This window comes from Kribbella antiqua, assembly GCF_004345665.1.
GTDB lineage: Bacteria > Actinomycetota > Actinomycetes > Propionibacteriales > Kribbellaceae > Kribbella > Kribbella antiqua.
In genome coordinates this window covers 312,733-328,732 of record NZ_SLWR01000004.1, presented here as the reverse complement: position 1 = coordinate 328,732, position 16,000 = coordinate 312,733, and the positions used below count along the sequence as shown (strand labels likewise).

Below are 16,000 nucleotides of genomic sequence, written 5' to 3'. Positions count from 1 at the left end.
GAGGTAGTCGCCTCGGGGCTGCGCCACCAGCGGCCTCGGCGAGGCGGTCAGGCGAAGTCGGTGGAGGTGGTGAGGTGGGACCAGGCGGTGGCTTCTTCGGCGCGGGACTGGGAGGCGCGTTCGGCGTGGGTGAGGGCGTCTTTGCCGAGCAGGAGGCGGAGCGGTGGGTTGTCGAGGGCAACGATGGTGAGGATGGCGGCGGCGGCCTTGGCGGGGTCGCCGGGTTGGGTGCCGTCGGTTTCGAGGCGGTAGCGGTTCATCGCGCCGACGGTTTCGTCGTAGTCGGGACCGACCGGTGCGATCGTCATCGACGTACCGCCCCAGTCGGTGCGGAAGGCGCCCGGCTCGATGATCGTGACCTTGACGCCGAAGGGTTTGACCTCGTTGTTCAGGACTTCGGAGAAGCCTTCGACGGCGAACTTCGCGGTTTGGTAGGCGCCCATGCCCGGCGTGCCGCCGACGCGTCCGCCGACTGAGGAGAACTGCAGGAAGTGCCCGGCGCGCCGTTCGCGGAAGAGCGGGAGTGCTGCCTTGGTGACGTTGACGACGCCGAACAGGTTCGTCTCGAGCTGGGCTCGGAAGTCGGCGTCGGTGGTCTCTTCGATCGGGGCGCTGTTGGCGTAGCCGGCGTTGTTGGCGACGACGTCGAGGCCACCGAACTCGTCGAGAGCCGTCTGTACGGCGGCGCGCGCCGCGACCGCGTCGGTGACGTCGAGGGCGATCGCACGGATCCGATCGCCGTACTGGTCGACCAGGTCGTCGAGCTGCTCGGGTTTGCGGGCGGTCGCGACGACTCGGTCGCCGGCGGCCAGGACTGCCTCGGTCAGGGCGCGGCCGAGGCCGCGGGAGCTGCCGGTGATCAGCCAGATCTTGCTCATGGATGATTCCTAACTAACCGGATGGTTGGATACCTTTCTAGGGAACACCGGATGTCAGAGAAAATCAACCAACCAGATGGTTGCTAGACTGTGCGGTATGGAGAGGAATGCGGACCGGACCCGGAAGCGGATCCTGGTGGCGGCGACCGAGGAGTTCGCCGCGCGGGGGATCGCCGGCGCGCGGGTGAACCGGATCGCCGAGGAGGCCGGCTGCAACAAGGCGATGCTGTACGCGTACTTCGGCAGCAAGGACGGGTTGTTCGACGCGGTGTTCACGGCGTACGTCGACGCCTACCTGGGCGCGGTCGGGTTCGACCCGGCGAACCTGGCGGAGTACGCGGGGCGTGTGTTCGACTACTTCGAGGAGCGTCCCGAGCACCTGCGGCTGGCGATCTGGTATCGGCTGGAGCGCCCTTCGGGATCGCGGTTGGAGGCGATCCTGGCCGTCAACAAGAGCAGGCTCGGTGATCTCGAGCAGGCCCAGCGCTCCGGCGTCGTACCGGCGCATTTCACCGCGGTCGAGCTTCTCGCGCTGCTGCAGGCGATCGCGACCAGTTGGTCGTCGATGAACCCGGAGTACGGCGCGGCCGTCCCAGCCCGGGCCGATCGCCGTCGCGCGGTCGTCGAGGCGGTCCGCCGGCTCGTGTCGGCCTGAGGAGTGTGGCGGAGGCCACCTTGGATTCTCAGCTAACTCATTGGTTCGGTCGATGGAGTTCTCAGTCTGGCGAGCTTTTATCGATGGCAGAGGGAATTGGCTGAGGAGGGCATCGGGATGAACGACAGCGTGGGACAACAGGGATCCGGCAAGAGCCAGGACGGTTCGGGTCAGGGCGGCGGGCCGCACGGCTTTGAGCAGCAGGGTTCCGGCGCGCAGTCGTCGCACGGGCAGCCGAGTGGGCAGTACCCGGGGCAGTACGGCGCTCCACAACAGCCGGCGCCCGGACAGCCGCCGTACCCGGGTCAAGCGCCGTACGGCGGACAGATGCCCTACGGCGGGCAGGACTACGGGCAGCAGCAGGTTGGCGGGTATGCGCAGTATCCGAGCTACTACCCGCAGCCGGGCTTTCCGCCGTACGGCGGGACGCAGAAGCCTCCCCGGAAGCGCGGGCGGAAGTTGCTCGGGGCGGGAGCGCTCGGGCTCGCCGTGGCGATGGTTGCCGGATCGGTTGCCTGGGGCATCGATCAGCACGCGAACGGCTCGCAGCTCGCGCAGAAGCAGCTGGACCCGGCCGCGGTGGCGGCGCAGGTTTCGCCGGGGCTGGTGGATGTGAACACGGTGCTCGGCTATGAGAACGCGAAGGCGGCTGGTACCGGGATCGTGCTCACCGCCGACGGCGAGGTGCTGACGAACCACCACGTGATCGAGGGTGCGACCTCGATCACGGTCACCGACATCGGCAACGGGAAGACATATCAGGCCAGCGTCGTCGGGTACGACGACGAGCACGACATCGCCGTACTGAAGCTGAAGGACGCGTCCGGGCTGCAGACGGCCAAGATCGGCGACTCCGACAAGGTGGCCGTCGGGGATCAGGTGGTCGGGATCGGGAACGCGGGCGGCGTCGGCGGTACGCCGAGCTACGCGGCCGGCAAGGTCACCGGGCTGAACCAGTCGATCACCGCGACCGACGAGAACGGGTCGGACCCGGAGAACCTGACCAACCTGATCCAGACCGACGCCAACATCCAGGCGGGTGATTCCGGCGGACCGCTGGCGAACACCTCCGGTGAGGTGATCGGCGTCGACACGGCCGGTTCGGGCGGCAACAACGGCGGCAACGGCCAGCCGGGCCAGACCGCGGCGACCACCGGCTCCAGCGCGTCGACCGCGACGTTGACCGGAACTTCCGCCGGTACGGCTACGCAGGTGGCGGACGGCGACGGCAACGGGTTCGGCAACGGTAACGGGTTCGGCGGTGGTAACGGCTTCGGAGACGGAAACGGTTTCGGTGACGGCAACGGTTCCGGTGACGGCTCGGGCCAGGGCCAGGCCACGACGCAGGGGTACGCGATCCCGATCAACCAGGCGATGCAGATCGTCGACCAGATCGAGGACGGGAAGGCCTCGGACGCCGTACACCTCGGGGCCTCGGCGATGCTCGGGATCTCGGTGCTCTCCAACGCCGATACGACCGGCGCGGTGGTCAACGACGTGATCGCCGACGGCAAGGCGGACGAGGCGGGGATCGAGCCCGGTGACGTCATCACCTCCTTCGCCGGCAAGACCGTCGAGTCGCCGGACACCCTGTCGACCCTGCTGAACAAGCAGCACCCCGGCGACAAGGTCGAGGTCGGCTGGACCGACCAGGACGGCGTGCAGCACAAAGCAACCATCGAATTGATCACAGGCCCGGTCCGCTGATACCAGCGCTCCCCCCGCTGAAGCGGACCGAAAACGATCGGGCCCGGCGCCTCCTACCTCCCCTCCACGAGGCGCCCGGGCCCGATCGGTGTGTCCAGCCCCGGACCTGCGCCACTCACCAACCCCCGCGCCTGCGTCGCCGCGCTCCCCGGCCGGTCAGCGGCGGCCGGCGGCTCTGGTTTGCGAGTGGTGCAGGTCTGCCGGGCGGTCCACTGGGTGAGCCAAATCGCTGCGGGAGCGGTGAACATGCGTTTACCCTGAAGCGGTAAACATTTGTTCACCGCCGTGAGGACACCTTGTGACCGCCCGTCATTCCGCCCTGCAGAGTCCCCGGTTGATCTTGGCTGCGTTGGCCTCGTGTGGGGTGCTGGTTTCGATCAGCCAGACGATCGTCGTACCGCTCCTACCCGAGCTGCCGAAGATCACCCACAGCGAGCCGGCCGACGTCAGCTGGCTGATCACCGTGACGTTGCTGACCGGCGCTGTCTTCACGCCGCTGCTCGGCCGCGCCGGAGACATGTACGGCAAGCGGCGAGTCCTGCTCATCGCGCTCGGCTCGATGGTCATCGGTTCGTTGCTATGCGCAAGCAGTTCCGACCTGCCGGTGCTGATCGTCGGCCGCGCGTTCCAGGGCGCCGCCGTCGCCGTCGTACCGCTCGGGATCAGCATCCTGCGGGATGAGCTCCCACCGCGCCGGGTGATCCCGTCGATCGCGATCATGAGCTCGACGCTGGGAGTCGGCGCCGCGTTCGGCATCCCGGCGGCGACGCTCGTCGTGGAGTACTCGAACTGGCACACGATGTTCTGGATCTCGCTCGGCCTCGGCGTGCTCGACGTCGTACTCGTGCTGCTGATCGTGCCCGAGTCCTCGGTGCGGACGAGTGGACGGTTCGACGTCCTGGGGGCGATCGGGCTGAGCGCGTTCCTCGTTTACCTGCTGCTCGCGGTCTCGAAGGGCAGCACGTGGGGTACGACGACGATCGTCTGCCTGTACGCCGGAGCCGCCGCGATCGTGCCGATCTGGACAGCGATCGAGTTGCGCACCAAGAGCCCACTCATCGACCTACGGGTGTCGGCGCGTCCCGCCGTTCTGTTCACCAATCTGGCGGCGCTGCTGATCGGCTTCGCGTTCTACGCCAACTCGCTGTCGACCGCGCAGCTCGTGCAGGAGCCGAAGTGGACCGGCTACGGGCTGGGCGAGTCGATCGTGGTGAGTGGACTGTGCCTGCTGCCCGGCGGGATCGCGATGGTGTTGCTGTCGCCGGTGTCGGCGCGGATCTCCAAGGCCCGCGGTCCGCGGTTCACCCTCGCGGTCGCGTCGATCCTGATGGCGATCGGGTACGTCGTACGCCTGTTCACCAGTGGTGATGTCGCCGGGATCGTGGCCGGTGCGACGGTCGTTTCGGCCGGTACGGCGGTGGCGTACTCGGCACTTCCGGCGTTGATCATGCATGCTGTGCCCGTGACCGAAACGGCCGCGGCGAACGGCCTCAACACGTTGATGCGCACGATCGGGCAGGCGATCTGCAGCACGATCGTGGTGACCGTGCTGACCAACGTCACGATCACCAAGGCGGGCCAAATCGCCCCCGCACTGTCGGCGTACCTGATCGTCTTCGTGATCGCCGGGATCGCCGCTCTGGTGGCCGCCGGCCTGGTCATGTTCATTCCGGTACGGCGTCCCGCGCCGGCGTCGGCCGTGGTCGCCGAGGCGGCCGGCGCGGCGATCCCGGACGGCAAAGGTTCGGTGTGACGGATCCAGGGCGGACCGCGATTCTGCGGGCGGCGCGGCGGGCGTTCGCGTTGCAGCCGTACAACGCGGTCACGCTGCGCGGGATCGCCGCCGACGCGAACGTCAGCGCGGCGCTGATCGTCAAGCACTTCGGCAGCAAGGAATCGCTCTTCAACGCAGTCGCAGACTTCAGTGAGGCCGCAGAGCAACTCCTGGCGGCCCCCGACGACGACCTGGGCCGCCACGCCGTACTGACATTGGTGAACCACCGGCGCAAGCACGGCCTGGATCTGCTGATTCGCGTGGTCTTCGCGGCCCCCAGCGGCGACGAACGGGCGCTGATCCGTGAGCACTTCCGCGACCAGGTGACGGCCGCTTTCGCCGCGAGGCTCACCGGTGACGACGCCGAGTTGCGGGCCGAGCTCATCACCGCCCAGCTGCTCGGCCTCGGCGCCGCGATGGCGATCAGCAAAACCGGTACGACGGCCGCCGCGGACCCGGAGACGATTGCCGACCTGTACGCCCCGGGAATCCAGGCGCTCATCCACTGACTGAACACGTGTCTCAACTGCTGGGCGACGACGCTTGGTTATCGTTGTGACGCCGCTAACATGGGCCAACCAGGTCGAGAGGCGCTGCAACGGGCCACCGAGGTCCGCCACGCTCGTTCTGGCGCCCGCGCGACGGGCACTTTGACTGCAAGGGCGCCTCCGGAGATTTCTGGAGGTGACGGCAGGTGAGCCCAGTCTCGTCGGAGAGGACGGGCGCTCTGCGCAAGCTGCTGAGCGAGAGGATCGTCGTACTCGACGGCGCCTTTGGCACGATGCTGCAGAACGCGAAACTGACGCCCGCGGACTACCAGGGCGATCGGTTCGGCGACCACACGCACGATGTCACGGGTGATCCCGATCTGCTCAACCTGACCCGGCCGGACGTCATCCTCGACGTACACCGGCAATATCTGGCGGCCGGCGCCGACATCACCACCACGAACACGTTCACCGCGACGAGCATCGGCCAGGCGGACTACGGCCTGCAGTCCCACGTCCGCGAGATGAATGTCGCCGCAGCCCAGCTGGCTCGGCAGGCGGCGGACGAATTCGGCGGCCGCTTCGTGGCCGGATCGATCGGCCCGCTCAACGTCACGTTGTCGTTGTCGCCGCGGGTCGAGGACCCGTCGTACCGGGCGGTGACCTTCGAGCAGGTCAAGGACGCGTACGCCGAGCAGATCGCGGCGCTGGCCGAGGGCGGCGTGGACCTGCTGATGGTCGAGACCATCTTCGACACCCTGAACGCGAAGGCCGCGATCGCCGCCGCCCGCGAGGTCGCGCCGCACCTGCCGCTGTGGATCTCGGTGACGATCGTCGACCTGAGCGGCCGGACGCTGTCGGGCCAGACGGTCGAGGCGTTCTGGAGTTCGATCGAGCACGCCAAGCCGCTGGTCGTCGGCGTCAACTGCTCACTCGGCGCCCGCGAGATGCGTCCGCACGTGGTCGACCTCGCGCGCTTCGCCGACACGTACGTCGCCTCGCACCCGAACGCCGGCCTGCCGAACGCCTTCGGCGGGTACGACGAGAAGCCGGCGGAGACGGCCGGGATGGTCGGGGAGTTCGCCGAGTCTGGCTTGGTCAACATCGTCGGCGGCTGCTGCGGTACGACGCCGGCGCACATTGCCAAGATCGCCGAGGCGGTCCGGGGCCTGAAGCCGCGGACCGTCGTACCGGCGAACGGCACCACCCGGTTCTCCGGGCTGGAGCCGTTCATGATCGGGGCGGACACCGGGTTCGTGATGATCGGCGAGCGGACCAACGTGACCGGATCGGCGCGGTTCCGCCGGCTGATCGAGTCGGACAACTACCAGGCCGCGGTCGACGTGGCGCTGGAGCAAGTGCGCGGCGGCGCCAACCTGCTGGATGTGAACATGGACGCCGACCTGCTGGACAGCGAGCAGGCGATGACCACGTTCCTGAACCTGATCGCGACCGAGCCCGAGGTGGCCCGGATCCCGATCATGATCGACAGCTCGAAGTGGTCGGTGCTCGAGGCCGGGCTGAAATGCGTGCAGGGCAAGGGCGTGGTCAACTCGATCAGCCTGAAGGAGGGCGAGGAGGAGTTCCTCGAGCGCGCCCGGCGGATCCGCGACTACGGCGCCGGTGCTGTGGTGATGGCCTTCGACGAGAAAGGCCAGGCGGACACCGTCGAGCGCAAGGTGGCGATCTGTGGCCGTGCGTACGACCTGCTGACCGGGATCGGCTTCCCGGCCGAGGACATCATCTTCGACCCGAACGTGCTCGCGGTGGCCACCGGTATGAGCGAGCACAACGGCTACGCCAAGAACTTCATCGACGCGCTGCCGCTGATCAAGGAGCGCTGTCCGGGCGTCCACATCAGCGGCGGTATCTCGAACCTGTCGTTCTCGTTCCGCGGCAACGACGTGGTCCGGGAGGCGATGCACTCGTCGTTCCTGTACCACGCCGGCAAGGTCGGCCTGGACATGGGCATCGTGAACGCCGGTCAACTGGCGGTCTACGAGGACATCCCGAAGGACCTGCTGGAGCTGGTCGAGGACGTCATCTTCGATCGCCGTGACGACGCCACCGATCGCCTGGTCGCCTTCGCCGAGAACGTGAAGGGCAAGGGCACCAAGCGCGAGGTCGATCTGTCCTGGCGCGAGGGGACGGTCGAGGAGCGGCTGTCGCACGCGCTCGTGCACGGCATCGTCGACTACATCGAGGCCGACACCGAGGAGGCCCGGCAGAAGCTGCCCCGGCCGCTCGAGGTGATCGAAGGCCCGTTGATGGACGGCATGAAGGTCGTCGGCGACCTGTTCGGCGCCGGCAAGATGTTCCTGCCGCAGGTGGTGAAGAGCGCGCGGGTGATGAAGCGCTCGGTCGCCTACCTGGAGCCGTTCATGGAGGCCGAGAAGGAGCAGGCCAGGCTGGACGGACGCGCCTCCGAGATCCGGGAGCAGGGCAAGATCGTGCTCGCCACGGTGAAGGGCGACGTACACGACATCGGCAAGAACATCGTCGGTGTGGTGCTCGGCTGCAACAACTACGCGGTGGTCGACCTCGGCGTGATGGTGCCGGCGGCAAAGATCCTGGACACGGCTATTGCCGAGGGCGCCGACGCGGTCGGCCTGTCCGGTCTGATCACGCCGTCGCTGGACGAGATGGTTGCTGTCGCCACCGAAATGCAGCGGCGCGGGCTGAAGCTGCCGCTCCTCATTGGTGGTGCGACCACTTCGAAGCAACACACCGCCGTACGGATCGCACCGGCGTACGAGAACCCGACCGTGCACGTGCTGGACGCGTCGCGTGTGGTCGGTGTGGTGTCGGATCTGTTGGACGACGAGCGTTCCGCGGAGCTTGCCAAGAGCAACGCCCTGGACCAGGAGCGGTTGCGGGAGCAGCACGCGAACAAGCAGCGCAGCCCGTTGCTGTCGCTCGCCGCGGCCCGTGCCAACAAGGAACCGGTCGAGTACGGCGAGCTGCCGGTGCCGGCGTTCACCGGGCTGCGGCGCGAATCGCCGTCGATCGAAACCCTGCGGGCGATGATCGACTGGCAGTTCCTGTTCCTGGCCTGGGAGCTGAAGGGCAAGTACCCGGCGATCCTGGACCAGCCGGTGGCGCGGGAACTCTTCGACGACGCGAACACGTTGCTCGACGAGATCATTGCAGGAGGCTCCTTTACCGCCAAAGGTGTCTACGGTTTCTGGCCGGCGCACAGCGAAGGTGACGACATCATCCTGGACGGTCAGGACGTGTCGTTCCCGATGCTGCGGCAGCAGACCGAGAAGCCGGCCGGCCGGCACAACCGGTGCCTGGCGGACTATGTCGCACCGGCCGGTGACCACCTCGGCGGGTTCGGGGTGGCGATCCACGGTGCCGAGAAGCTCGCGGCGTCGTACGAGGAACGCAACGACGACTACCGCGCGATCATGGTGAAGGCGCTGGCCGACAGGCTGGCAGAGGCCTTCGCGGAGTGGATCCACCTGGAGGCGCGGCGGGCATGGTTCGAGCCGGACGCCGAACCGCTGCTGGAGGACCTGCACGCCGAGCGGTTCCGCGGAATCCGGCCGGCGCTGGGGTATCCGGCGAGCCCGGACCACTCCGAGAAGAAGGGTCTCTTCCAGCTGCTGGAAGCCGACAAGATCGGCCTGGGGCTGACGGAGTCGTACGCGATGACGCCCGCCGCGGCGGTGAGCGGTCTAATCTTCGCGAGCCCGGCGTCGCGCTACTTCACCGTCGGGCGCCTCGGCCGCGACCAAATCGAGGACTACGCCGTACGACGTGGCCTGTCTGTCGACGAGGTGGAGCGCTGGCTCCGGCCAAACCTGGCATACGACCCGGAGTGATCGGGTGACCGTCGCCGTACGCCGTGCCGAGGCTGCAGACGCTGATGCTGTTGCGGCTATCTGGTACGCCGGATGGGGTGATGGGCACCTGGGGCATGTGCCGGATGAGCTGGTGGCGATTCGGACCGAGGAGTCGTTCTGGCGTCGGGCTGCCGAACGGGTGGCCGACACCACGGTCGCGGTGGTGGGTGATGAGGTCGCCGGGTTTGTGATGGTCGTGGGGGACGAGGTCGAACAGGTGTACGTTTCCCGTGATCACCGCGGCTCGGCCGTGGCCGCCGTACTGTTGTCCGAGGCGGAGCGGCAGGTGGAAGCCAACGGTCACCCCGAGGCCTGGCTTGCCGTTGCTACCGGCAACGAGCGCGCCCGCCGCTTCTACGAACGGAACGGCTGGACCGACGCGGGGTCTTTCGACTACCCCGCGTCGGTCGAGACCGGCACCCTGCCGGTGCCTTGCCACCGCTACATCAAGAGCGTCAGAACAGCTCGCTGACCAGCCGCTGCGTCGCCTGCTGGAACGGCGCGGACAGGGACAGCTCGGCGTCGTCCACGTAGTTCAGCGCGGCGGTGAGGGTCTTCTTTCCGTCGGGTGTGCTGTACATCAGCGCCGCGTGGCCGCCGTGACCACCGTTGTGGGTGATGATCTTGGCGCCGCTCTCTGTTTCCTGCACGAATACCCCGAGGCCGTACTCCATCTTGGGAAGGGGCGTCGGGCGGGTCGTCAACATCTCGGCCAGCAGCGGAGCCGGCAGGAGCTTGCCGCTCACCAGCGCGGAGATGAAGGTGTGCAGGTCCTGGGTGGTCGAGACCATGTCGCCGCCGCTGGAGATCCAGGACGGGTTCTGGCTGGTGACGTCGACCGTCTTCTCCTGGCCGTCCTCGTCGTACCTGTAGTAGGCGTGGGCGTGCGGCTCGGGGAGGTCCTGCTCGTTCTCCGGCACCGCGGTGCCCGTCAGCCCGAGCGGCCCGATGATCAGCCGCTGCATCTCCTCGGCCAGCGAGTTGCCGGTGACCATTTGGATCAGCAGCCTGGCCAGCACACGTAGTTGGTGTTCGAGTAGCTCCAGTCCGTGCCCGGCTCGAACCGCGCCGGCTTGGACAGTGCCAGCCGTACCAGCTCCTCGGGCGACCAGGCCTTGAATCGGCCCTCCACCCACTCCCGGCCCTGCCAGGGGATCCCCGGTACGAACGTGCCGTCCTCGATGAAGTACTCGCCCGTGTGGTTGAACACCCCGCTGGTGTGTTGCAACAGCATCCGCACCGTGATTCGCTGATCGAGCTCGAACTCGGGCAGGTAGTCGAGCACCGGGGCGTCCAGCTCGATCTTGCCCTCGGCAACCAGTTGCAGCACCACGGTCGCGGTGAAGGTCTTGGTGTTGCTGCCGATCCGGACATGCCCGTCGAGCGGCGGCGGGGCGGTCTCGCCCAGCTGGCTCAGCCCGGCGCTGCCGACCCACTCGCCCTGCTCGTCGTTCAGGCGCAACTGCAGCCCGACGAAACCGGTGTCGACGATCTCCTGGATGGTCTTCTGCAACTCGGGGCGGTCGGTGAAGGACATGGCGGTGCGCTCCTTATGGGATTGGTTGTCGTGCCTGCCCGGGGCGGTGATGCCGCCCCGGGCGTTGGGTGCCGAGTCTTCAGAGGCTGCGGGCAACGATGTCGCCGTACGAGGTGGTCGCCTTGATGGCGAGCTCGGCGGTGGCACCTTCGGTGTTCTTGAGGGTGTTCTGGATCCGGCCGTAGGAGGTGCCGGCGTCCAAGGTGGCGGAGGTTCCGGCGCCGATCGAGATGTTGCCGGCTTCGGTGCGCAGTACGACGGTGCCGCGCACGGCCTCGGTGATGGTGATGTCGCCCTTCTGGCTGCTGATCTCCGCCGCGCCGCCAAGGCGGCCGACCGTGATGTCGCCGGCCTGGAGGGTAAGGCGTGCGGCTTCGGTCTCGTCGAGCTTGACCGAGCCGGCCGCGCCCTCGAAGGCGACCTCGCCGAGCCGCCCGACGCCCCGGAACTCGCCGGCGGCCAGCTTCGCCTCGACGCGGGAACCGGCCGGCAGCTGGACCGTCACCTCGACGGATCCGGAGGGGCCGAGGATCTGCTTCTTCGCCGGCGGGCCCTGGATCCGCAGGACGCCGTCGACGTACTCGGCAGTGGTCTCTTCTGCCGCCTTCACGTCGCGGCCCTTCGAAGCGTCCGCCGGCCGGACCTCGACCGTGGTGTCGGTCCGGTCGGCGCCGATGACCTGGATGCGCCCGGCGGGGATGTCGAGGACGGCGGAGATCGGGGCGGTGGTGTCGAACTTCTGCATGATGTCTCTCCTGGTCTGCACGTTGTTTCTGATGAGCGAAACACTATGTTGCGTTCAGCTATCCGGCAACATATTCGTTGCATAGTTTCGACATATCCGCAGGTCAGAGCGGAGAAATCATTGCAATGAGTCTCGAAGTTAATGCAACGACGGCGTCGCTTCGTTGCAATGGACGAACCGTGAACGCTATCGTTGCGGCGTACGAAGGAGGCCGCGATGCCAGGTGGCAGACTCACCCAGCAGGAACGCCAGCAGATCGCGCTGGGACTGGCTGACGGCCTCGCCTATGCGGAGATCGCCAGACGCCTGGACCGCCCGACCTCGACCATCACCCGCGAGGTGATGCGGAACGGCGGCCCCAACGGCTACCGCGCCGAGTTGGCCCACCGCGCCACCGAACGTCGCGCCCACCGGCGCCGGCCGGCCGCGCCACGGGGGGCGGAGCCGCCCGAGCAGGCGTACGGACGCGACGCCGACGCCGTGCGCGAGTACGAGGAGACGTTCACCGCCGTCATGCTGACTGCGGGAATGCCCGCGATGATGGCGCGAGTGATGGCAAGCCTCACCCTCACGGACACGGGCAGCCTCACCGCGTCCGAACTCGTCCAGCGCCTCCAGGTCAGCCCGGCGTCCATCTCGAAGGCGATCGCGTTCCTCGAGAGCCAGGGCCTCGTCCGTCGCGAACAGGAGGAACGCCGCCGCGAGCGCTACGTCATCGACGACGACATCTGGTACCAGTCGATGATGGCCAGCGCCCGCGCCACCGCCCAGATCGTCGAGATCGCGCGGCAGGGCGTTGGCGTCCTCGTCCCCGGCACTCCGGCCGCCGTCCGGCTGGAGAACGTCGCCCGGTTCCTCGCCTTCGTCTCCGAGAGCACCGCCCGCGCCGCGGAGCAGGCCCGCGAGATCCTGCACAGCTCAGCCGAGACCGGGGCCTGACCAGAGTCAGACCCCGGTCGGCGGGTTACGGCAGGTAGTAGTTCGGGTTGGGGAGCTTGAAGGTCCGGTCGGCGTAGCCGCCCTTGAGGTCGGAGTACTGATCGCCGAAGTTGGCCACGATGTCGTAGCCGAGCGACTCGATGTGGGCGCGGGTGGCCGACTTGTAGTGGATCGTCGTACAAGAGCCGTTCGGGTCGCCGGCGCAGGCCTGCTTCAGGTAGTCCGGGTAGTTGGCGACGGCCGGCTTGGTGAACAGGCCGTCCTCGCCGTCCGACAGGGTGGTCGGCTTCGGGTAGCCCGCGTCGACGCCGACACCGTCAGCGGTCAGGTTGCCGAGCGTCGCCTGCTCCTGCGCCGCGCCGCGACCGGTGAGGAAGAAGATCGCGTAGCCCTCGCGCTCGGCCGTCTTCACCAGGTCGACCATTCCCGGTACGGCGGGGAAGCGCTGGTTCAGCACGTAATCCGCGTTGGTGGCCGGGTTGTAGGCCCAGTTGCTGAAGATCTCGTAATTCCAGGTCGCCAGCGAGGTGTCGTCGACGTCGAGCAGGATCGCCTTGGCGCCCTTGGTGTGGTGCGGGACCGAGATCCACCGCTGGCCGGCCGCGGCGACCGACGACGCCTCCTTGGCGTAGTTGCTGTCGGCAGCGAACGTGCCGGTGCCGAGCGGATCGCCGTAGTAGTTGCGGAGCTGCTGCCGCAGTACGTCGATGTTGGTGATCTGACGCTCGGACCGCGGCGTCGATGTCTGGATCGCCGGCTGCTGCGCGGCGACCCCGGCCGAGTATGCGACCCCGCCGACGACCGACGCGATCGCGACGCTCGCAGCGCCGGTCAGGACCAGCCGGCGCGACGGCCGGCGCCAGGAACGGATGCCCATGGCTTACCTCTCCACGAAGAAAAGCTTGCGAAGGCAAACTAACTCCATTCCTTTCCAATGGAGTTGCCCCGCGCTCAACTTCAGGGGAAACCTGCACAGGGGTCAGCGGGGGAGCAGGCCCTGGAGGAGCGTGGTGAGTGCGTCGGTCAGGGCGGGCCTGAACTCCATGCGGAGTGGGGCGAGGGTGGGATCGGCCTCGTACGCCTCCAGGACCGGTGGGGCGGGATGGGAGTGCGTCCAGATCGCGCCGGCCAGCAAGCTTCCGGAGGACAGCAGGCGGGTCGCGCCGTCCGCGCCGATCTCCGGTAGCGCGCGGACCACTGCCTCGACCATCCGCGTGAGGCTCACCACGGCTGCCCGCTTGTAGGCCAGCACCACCTCGGTCGAGACGTTCCGCTCGAGTACGGCGGCCTGCGAGCTGATCAGGTCGCAGAACACCGGCCGCCCGGCCAGTGTGCTGACGAGGTTGGACACCAGCAGCTCGGCGCGTTCCGCGATCGGGTCGTCCGGGGAGATGTCGCCTAGGGCCGAGGTCAGGTCGTCGACCCAGTGCTCGAGTTCGGCGGCCGCGAGCTCGAGCAGGACGGCCTCGCGGGACTCGAAGTAGTTGAGGACGTTCGACTTCGCCAGGCCGACGCGACGGCTCAGCTCGTTCAGGCTGAGCTCCGCGACCGGCATCTGGGTCAGCATCGCCGCCGCCGTGCCGAGGATCGCCCGCCGCCGGGCGGCTCGCTGCTCCTCGCTCCGGGCGCGCTGGAAAGTCGTCACCGTCACAGTCTACAGACCGCTGGTCTGTTGTTATCGAACCAGCGGTCTGATAACGTCGAAGCTATAACAGACCAGCAGTCTTTTATGGATGGAGCCCCCACCATGTACGTCGTACCCGATCAGACCGGCAAGCTCGCCGTCGTCACCGGCGCCAACAGCGGTACTGGCAAGGAAGCCGCCAAGCGCCTCGCCGCTGCGGGGGCCCGCGTGGTGCTGGCCGTCCGCACTGTCGCGAAAGGCGAGGCGGCCCGCGCGGAGATCCTCGCCGAATTCCCGGACGCCCAGCTCGAGGTACGGCGGATCGACCTCGCCGACCTGGCGTCCGTACGGGAATTCGCCGACGGGCTGAGCGCGGACGAGCCGCACCTCGACCTGCTCGTGAACAACGCCGGCGTGATGACGCCGCCGAGCCGGTTCACCACTCGCGATGGTTTCGAGTTGCAGTTCGGCTCGAACTTCCTCGGCCCGTTCGCGCTCACGGTCCAACTGCTGCCGCTCGTACTGGCCGCACCCGCGCCGCGGATCGCGACGATGAGCAGCGGCGCCGCCAACTTCGGCAGGATCCAGTACGACGACCTGCAGTGGGAGCGGCGTTATCGCCCGAACCAGGCGTACTCACAGTCGAAGCTCGCCGACCTGATGATGAGCAACCACCTCGCGCGGCTCGCGGCCGACCGCGGTTGGCCGCTGCTGAGCGTCGCCGCGCACCCCGGGTACACCCGCACGAACCTCCAGTCTGCCGGTGCGTCGCTCGGCGGGGGCACGGCTCCGCTCTACGCACGGATCGCGATGCGCGTCTTCCCCTCCCAGGACGTGGAGATCGGCACCGAGCCTTTGTTGTATGCGGCAACAAGCCCGGATGCTCAGGCCGGTGCGTACTACGGTCCCGCGGGGATCTTCGGAGCCGTCGGCCCGACCAAGCTGGTTCAGGCGCCGAAGCGTGCTCTCGACCGGGAGGCCAACGCTCGCCTTTGGTCTGTGGCTGAAGAGCTCACCGGAGTATCGATTGAGTCGTACGCTGCGTAGATGACCGAGTGGTCGAGTGGGGACATCTACGAGTCGTATGTGGGCCGGTGGAGCCGGTTGGTGGCGGCCGAGTTCGTCGATTGGCTCGAGCAGCCGGCCGGGTCGAGCTGGCTGGATGTCGGGTGTGGGACCGGCGCTTTGACCAGCACGATTCTGCGTACGGCGTCTCCCGCGTCCGTGCTCGGCGTGGATCCGTCGGAGGGGTTCGTCGACTACGCACGCTGTACGGTCCCCGGGGCGACATTCGAGGTCCGGTCGGCGGCCGAGTTGCCGGACGGACCGTACGACGTGGTCGTCTCCGGGCTGGTGCTCAACTTCATCCCCGAGCGCGTCGAGGCGCTGCGCCGAATGCGCGAGATCGGGTCGACGGTCGCCGTCTATGTGTGGGATTACGCGGATGGCATGCAGTTGATGAGGCACTTCTGGGACGCCGTGGTCGAGTTGCACCCCGACGCACGCGAGTACGACGAAGCCCGGCGCTTCCCGTTCTGTACGGCGGAAGGCCTGGAGGAGCTGTTCGCCGAGGCCGGCTTCACCACGGTCAGCACGCGGGCGATCGTCGTACCGACTGAGTTCGCGTCCTTCGACGACTACTGGCGCCCGTTCCTCGGCGGCCAGGGCCCGGCGCCGGCGTACGTACAAACCTTGTCCCAACCCGACCAGCAGGCCCTACGCGAAGCCGTCCGCGACCGCCTGCCAACCGAGCCAGACGGCTCAATCCTCCTGACCGCCCGAGCCTGGGCCGCCCTCAGCTGAGG

15 protein-coding genes are annotated in these 16,000 nt (G+C 67.9%); 9 read left to right on the top strand and 6 right to left on the bottom strand.

What is annotated here, in order from left to right; translation table 11 throughout:
• Nucleotides 1–47 precede the first annotated feature (47 nt).
• Complete coding sequence (locus EV646_RS14140; RefSeq protein WP_132148468.1) at nucleotides 48–878, bottom strand: oxidoreductase; 831 nt, start codon at nucleotides 876–878, stop codon at nucleotides 48–50.
• A gap of 97 nt (nucleotides 879–975) precedes the next feature.
• Between EV646_RS14140 and EV646_RS14135 the strand changes: the two genes are divergently transcribed.
• The 6 genes from EV646_RS14135 to EV646_RS14110 all read left to right on the top strand — a co-directional run bounded on the left by EV646_RS14135 (nucleotide 976) and on the right by EV646_RS14110 (nucleotide 9,822).
• Nucleotides 976–1,533, top strand: a complete 558-nt coding sequence (locus EV646_RS14135; RefSeq protein WP_132148466.1) for a TetR/AcrR family transcriptional regulator — start codon at nucleotides 976–978, stop codon at nucleotides 1,531–1,533.
• Nucleotides 1,534–1,650: 117 nt separating this feature from the next.
• On the top strand, nucleotides 1,651–3,240 hold the full coding sequence (locus EV646_RS14130) for a S1C family serine protease (RefSeq protein ID WP_132148464.1): 1,590 nt from the start codon (nucleotides 1,651–1,653) through the stop codon (nucleotides 3,238–3,240).
• A gap of 298 nt (nucleotides 3,241–3,538) precedes the next feature.
• Nucleotides 3,539–4,993, top strand: coding sequence for an MFS transporter (locus EV646_RS14125; RefSeq protein ID WP_132148462.1), 1,455 nt, complete (start codon nucleotides 3,539–3,541; stop codon nucleotides 4,991–4,993).
• Complete coding sequence (locus tag EV646_RS14120; protein ID WP_132148460.1) at nucleotides 4,990–5,523, top strand: TetR/AcrR family transcriptional regulator; 534 nt, start codon at nucleotides 4,990–4,992, stop codon at nucleotides 5,521–5,523. The genes EV646_RS14125 and EV646_RS14120 overlap by 4 nt, the downstream gene beginning before the upstream one ends.
• A gap of 185 nt (nucleotides 5,524–5,708) precedes the next feature.
• Nucleotides 5,709–9,329 (top strand): methionine synthase, encoded by a 3,621-nt coding sequence (metH, locus tag EV646_RS14115; RefSeq protein ID WP_132148458.1) that lies wholly within the window; start codon nucleotides 5,709–5,711, stop codon nucleotides 9,327–9,329.
• A gap of 4 nt (nucleotides 9,330–9,333) precedes the next feature.
• Nucleotides 9,334–9,822, top strand: a complete 489-nt coding sequence (locus EV646_RS14110; protein ID WP_132148456.1) for a GNAT family N-acetyltransferase — start codon at nucleotides 9,334–9,336, stop codon at nucleotides 9,820–9,822.
• Here the strand turns inward: EV646_RS14110 and EV646_RS40635 are convergent.
• The 3 genes from EV646_RS40635 to EV646_RS14100 form a co-directional block, all read right to left on the bottom strand.
• The gene (locus tag EV646_RS40635; protein WP_199236970.1) at nucleotides 9,806–10,369 is read right to left on the bottom strand and encodes a serine hydrolase domain-containing protein; all 564 of its coding nucleotides are present in this window, start codon (nucleotides 10,367–10,369) and stop codon (nucleotides 9,806–9,808) included. The two genes, EV646_RS14110 and EV646_RS40635, sit on opposite strands and share 17 nt — an antisense overlap.
• A complete protein-coding gene (locus EV646_RS40630; RefSeq protein ID WP_199236969.1) occupies nucleotides 10,351–10,887 on the bottom strand; it encodes a serine hydrolase domain-containing protein in 537 nt (178 codons plus the stop codon). The genes EV646_RS40635 and EV646_RS40630 overlap by 19 nt, the downstream gene beginning before the upstream one ends.
• Before the next feature lie 79 nt (nucleotides 10,888–10,966).
• Complete coding sequence (locus tag EV646_RS14100) at nucleotides 10,967–11,632, bottom strand: DUF4097 family beta strand repeat-containing protein (RefSeq protein WP_132148454.1); 666 nt, start codon at nucleotides 11,630–11,632, stop codon at nucleotides 10,967–10,969.
• A 216-nt stretch (nucleotides 11,633–11,848) separates the two neighbouring features.
• Here EV646_RS14100 and EV646_RS14095 point away from each other — a divergent pair, with 216 nt between their 5' ends.
• Entirely contained in the window at nucleotides 11,849–12,571 is a 723-nt protein-coding gene (locus tag EV646_RS14095) for a helix-turn-helix domain-containing protein (RefSeq protein ID WP_132148452.1), read from the top strand.
• A gap of 25 nt (nucleotides 12,572–12,596) precedes the next feature.
• Here the strand turns inward: EV646_RS14095 and EV646_RS14090 are convergent, their stop codons facing one another.
• A complete protein-coding gene (locus tag EV646_RS14090; RefSeq protein WP_132148450.1) occupies nucleotides 12,597–13,448 on the bottom strand; it encodes an HAD family acid phosphatase in 852 nt (283 codons plus the stop codon).
• Nucleotides 13,449–13,550: 102 nt separating this feature from the next.
• Complete coding sequence (locus EV646_RS14085; protein ID WP_132148448.1) at nucleotides 13,551–14,216, bottom strand: TetR/AcrR family transcriptional regulator; 666 nt, start codon at nucleotides 14,214–14,216, stop codon at nucleotides 13,551–13,553.
• An 84-nt stretch (nucleotides 14,217–14,300) separates the two neighbouring features.
• Between EV646_RS14085 and EV646_RS14080 the strand changes: the two genes are divergently transcribed.
• Nucleotides 14,301–15,242, top strand: coding sequence for an SDR family oxidoreductase (locus EV646_RS14080; protein WP_241995934.1), 942 nt, complete (start codon nucleotides 14,301–14,303; stop codon nucleotides 15,240–15,242).
• Nucleotides 15,243–15,998: a class I SAM-dependent methyltransferase gene (locus EV646_RS14075; RefSeq protein ID WP_132148446.1), complete on the top strand. Its 756-nt coding sequence runs from the start codon at nucleotides 15,243–15,245 to the stop codon at nucleotides 15,996–15,998.
• Nucleotides 15,999–16,000 lie beyond the last annotated feature (2 nt).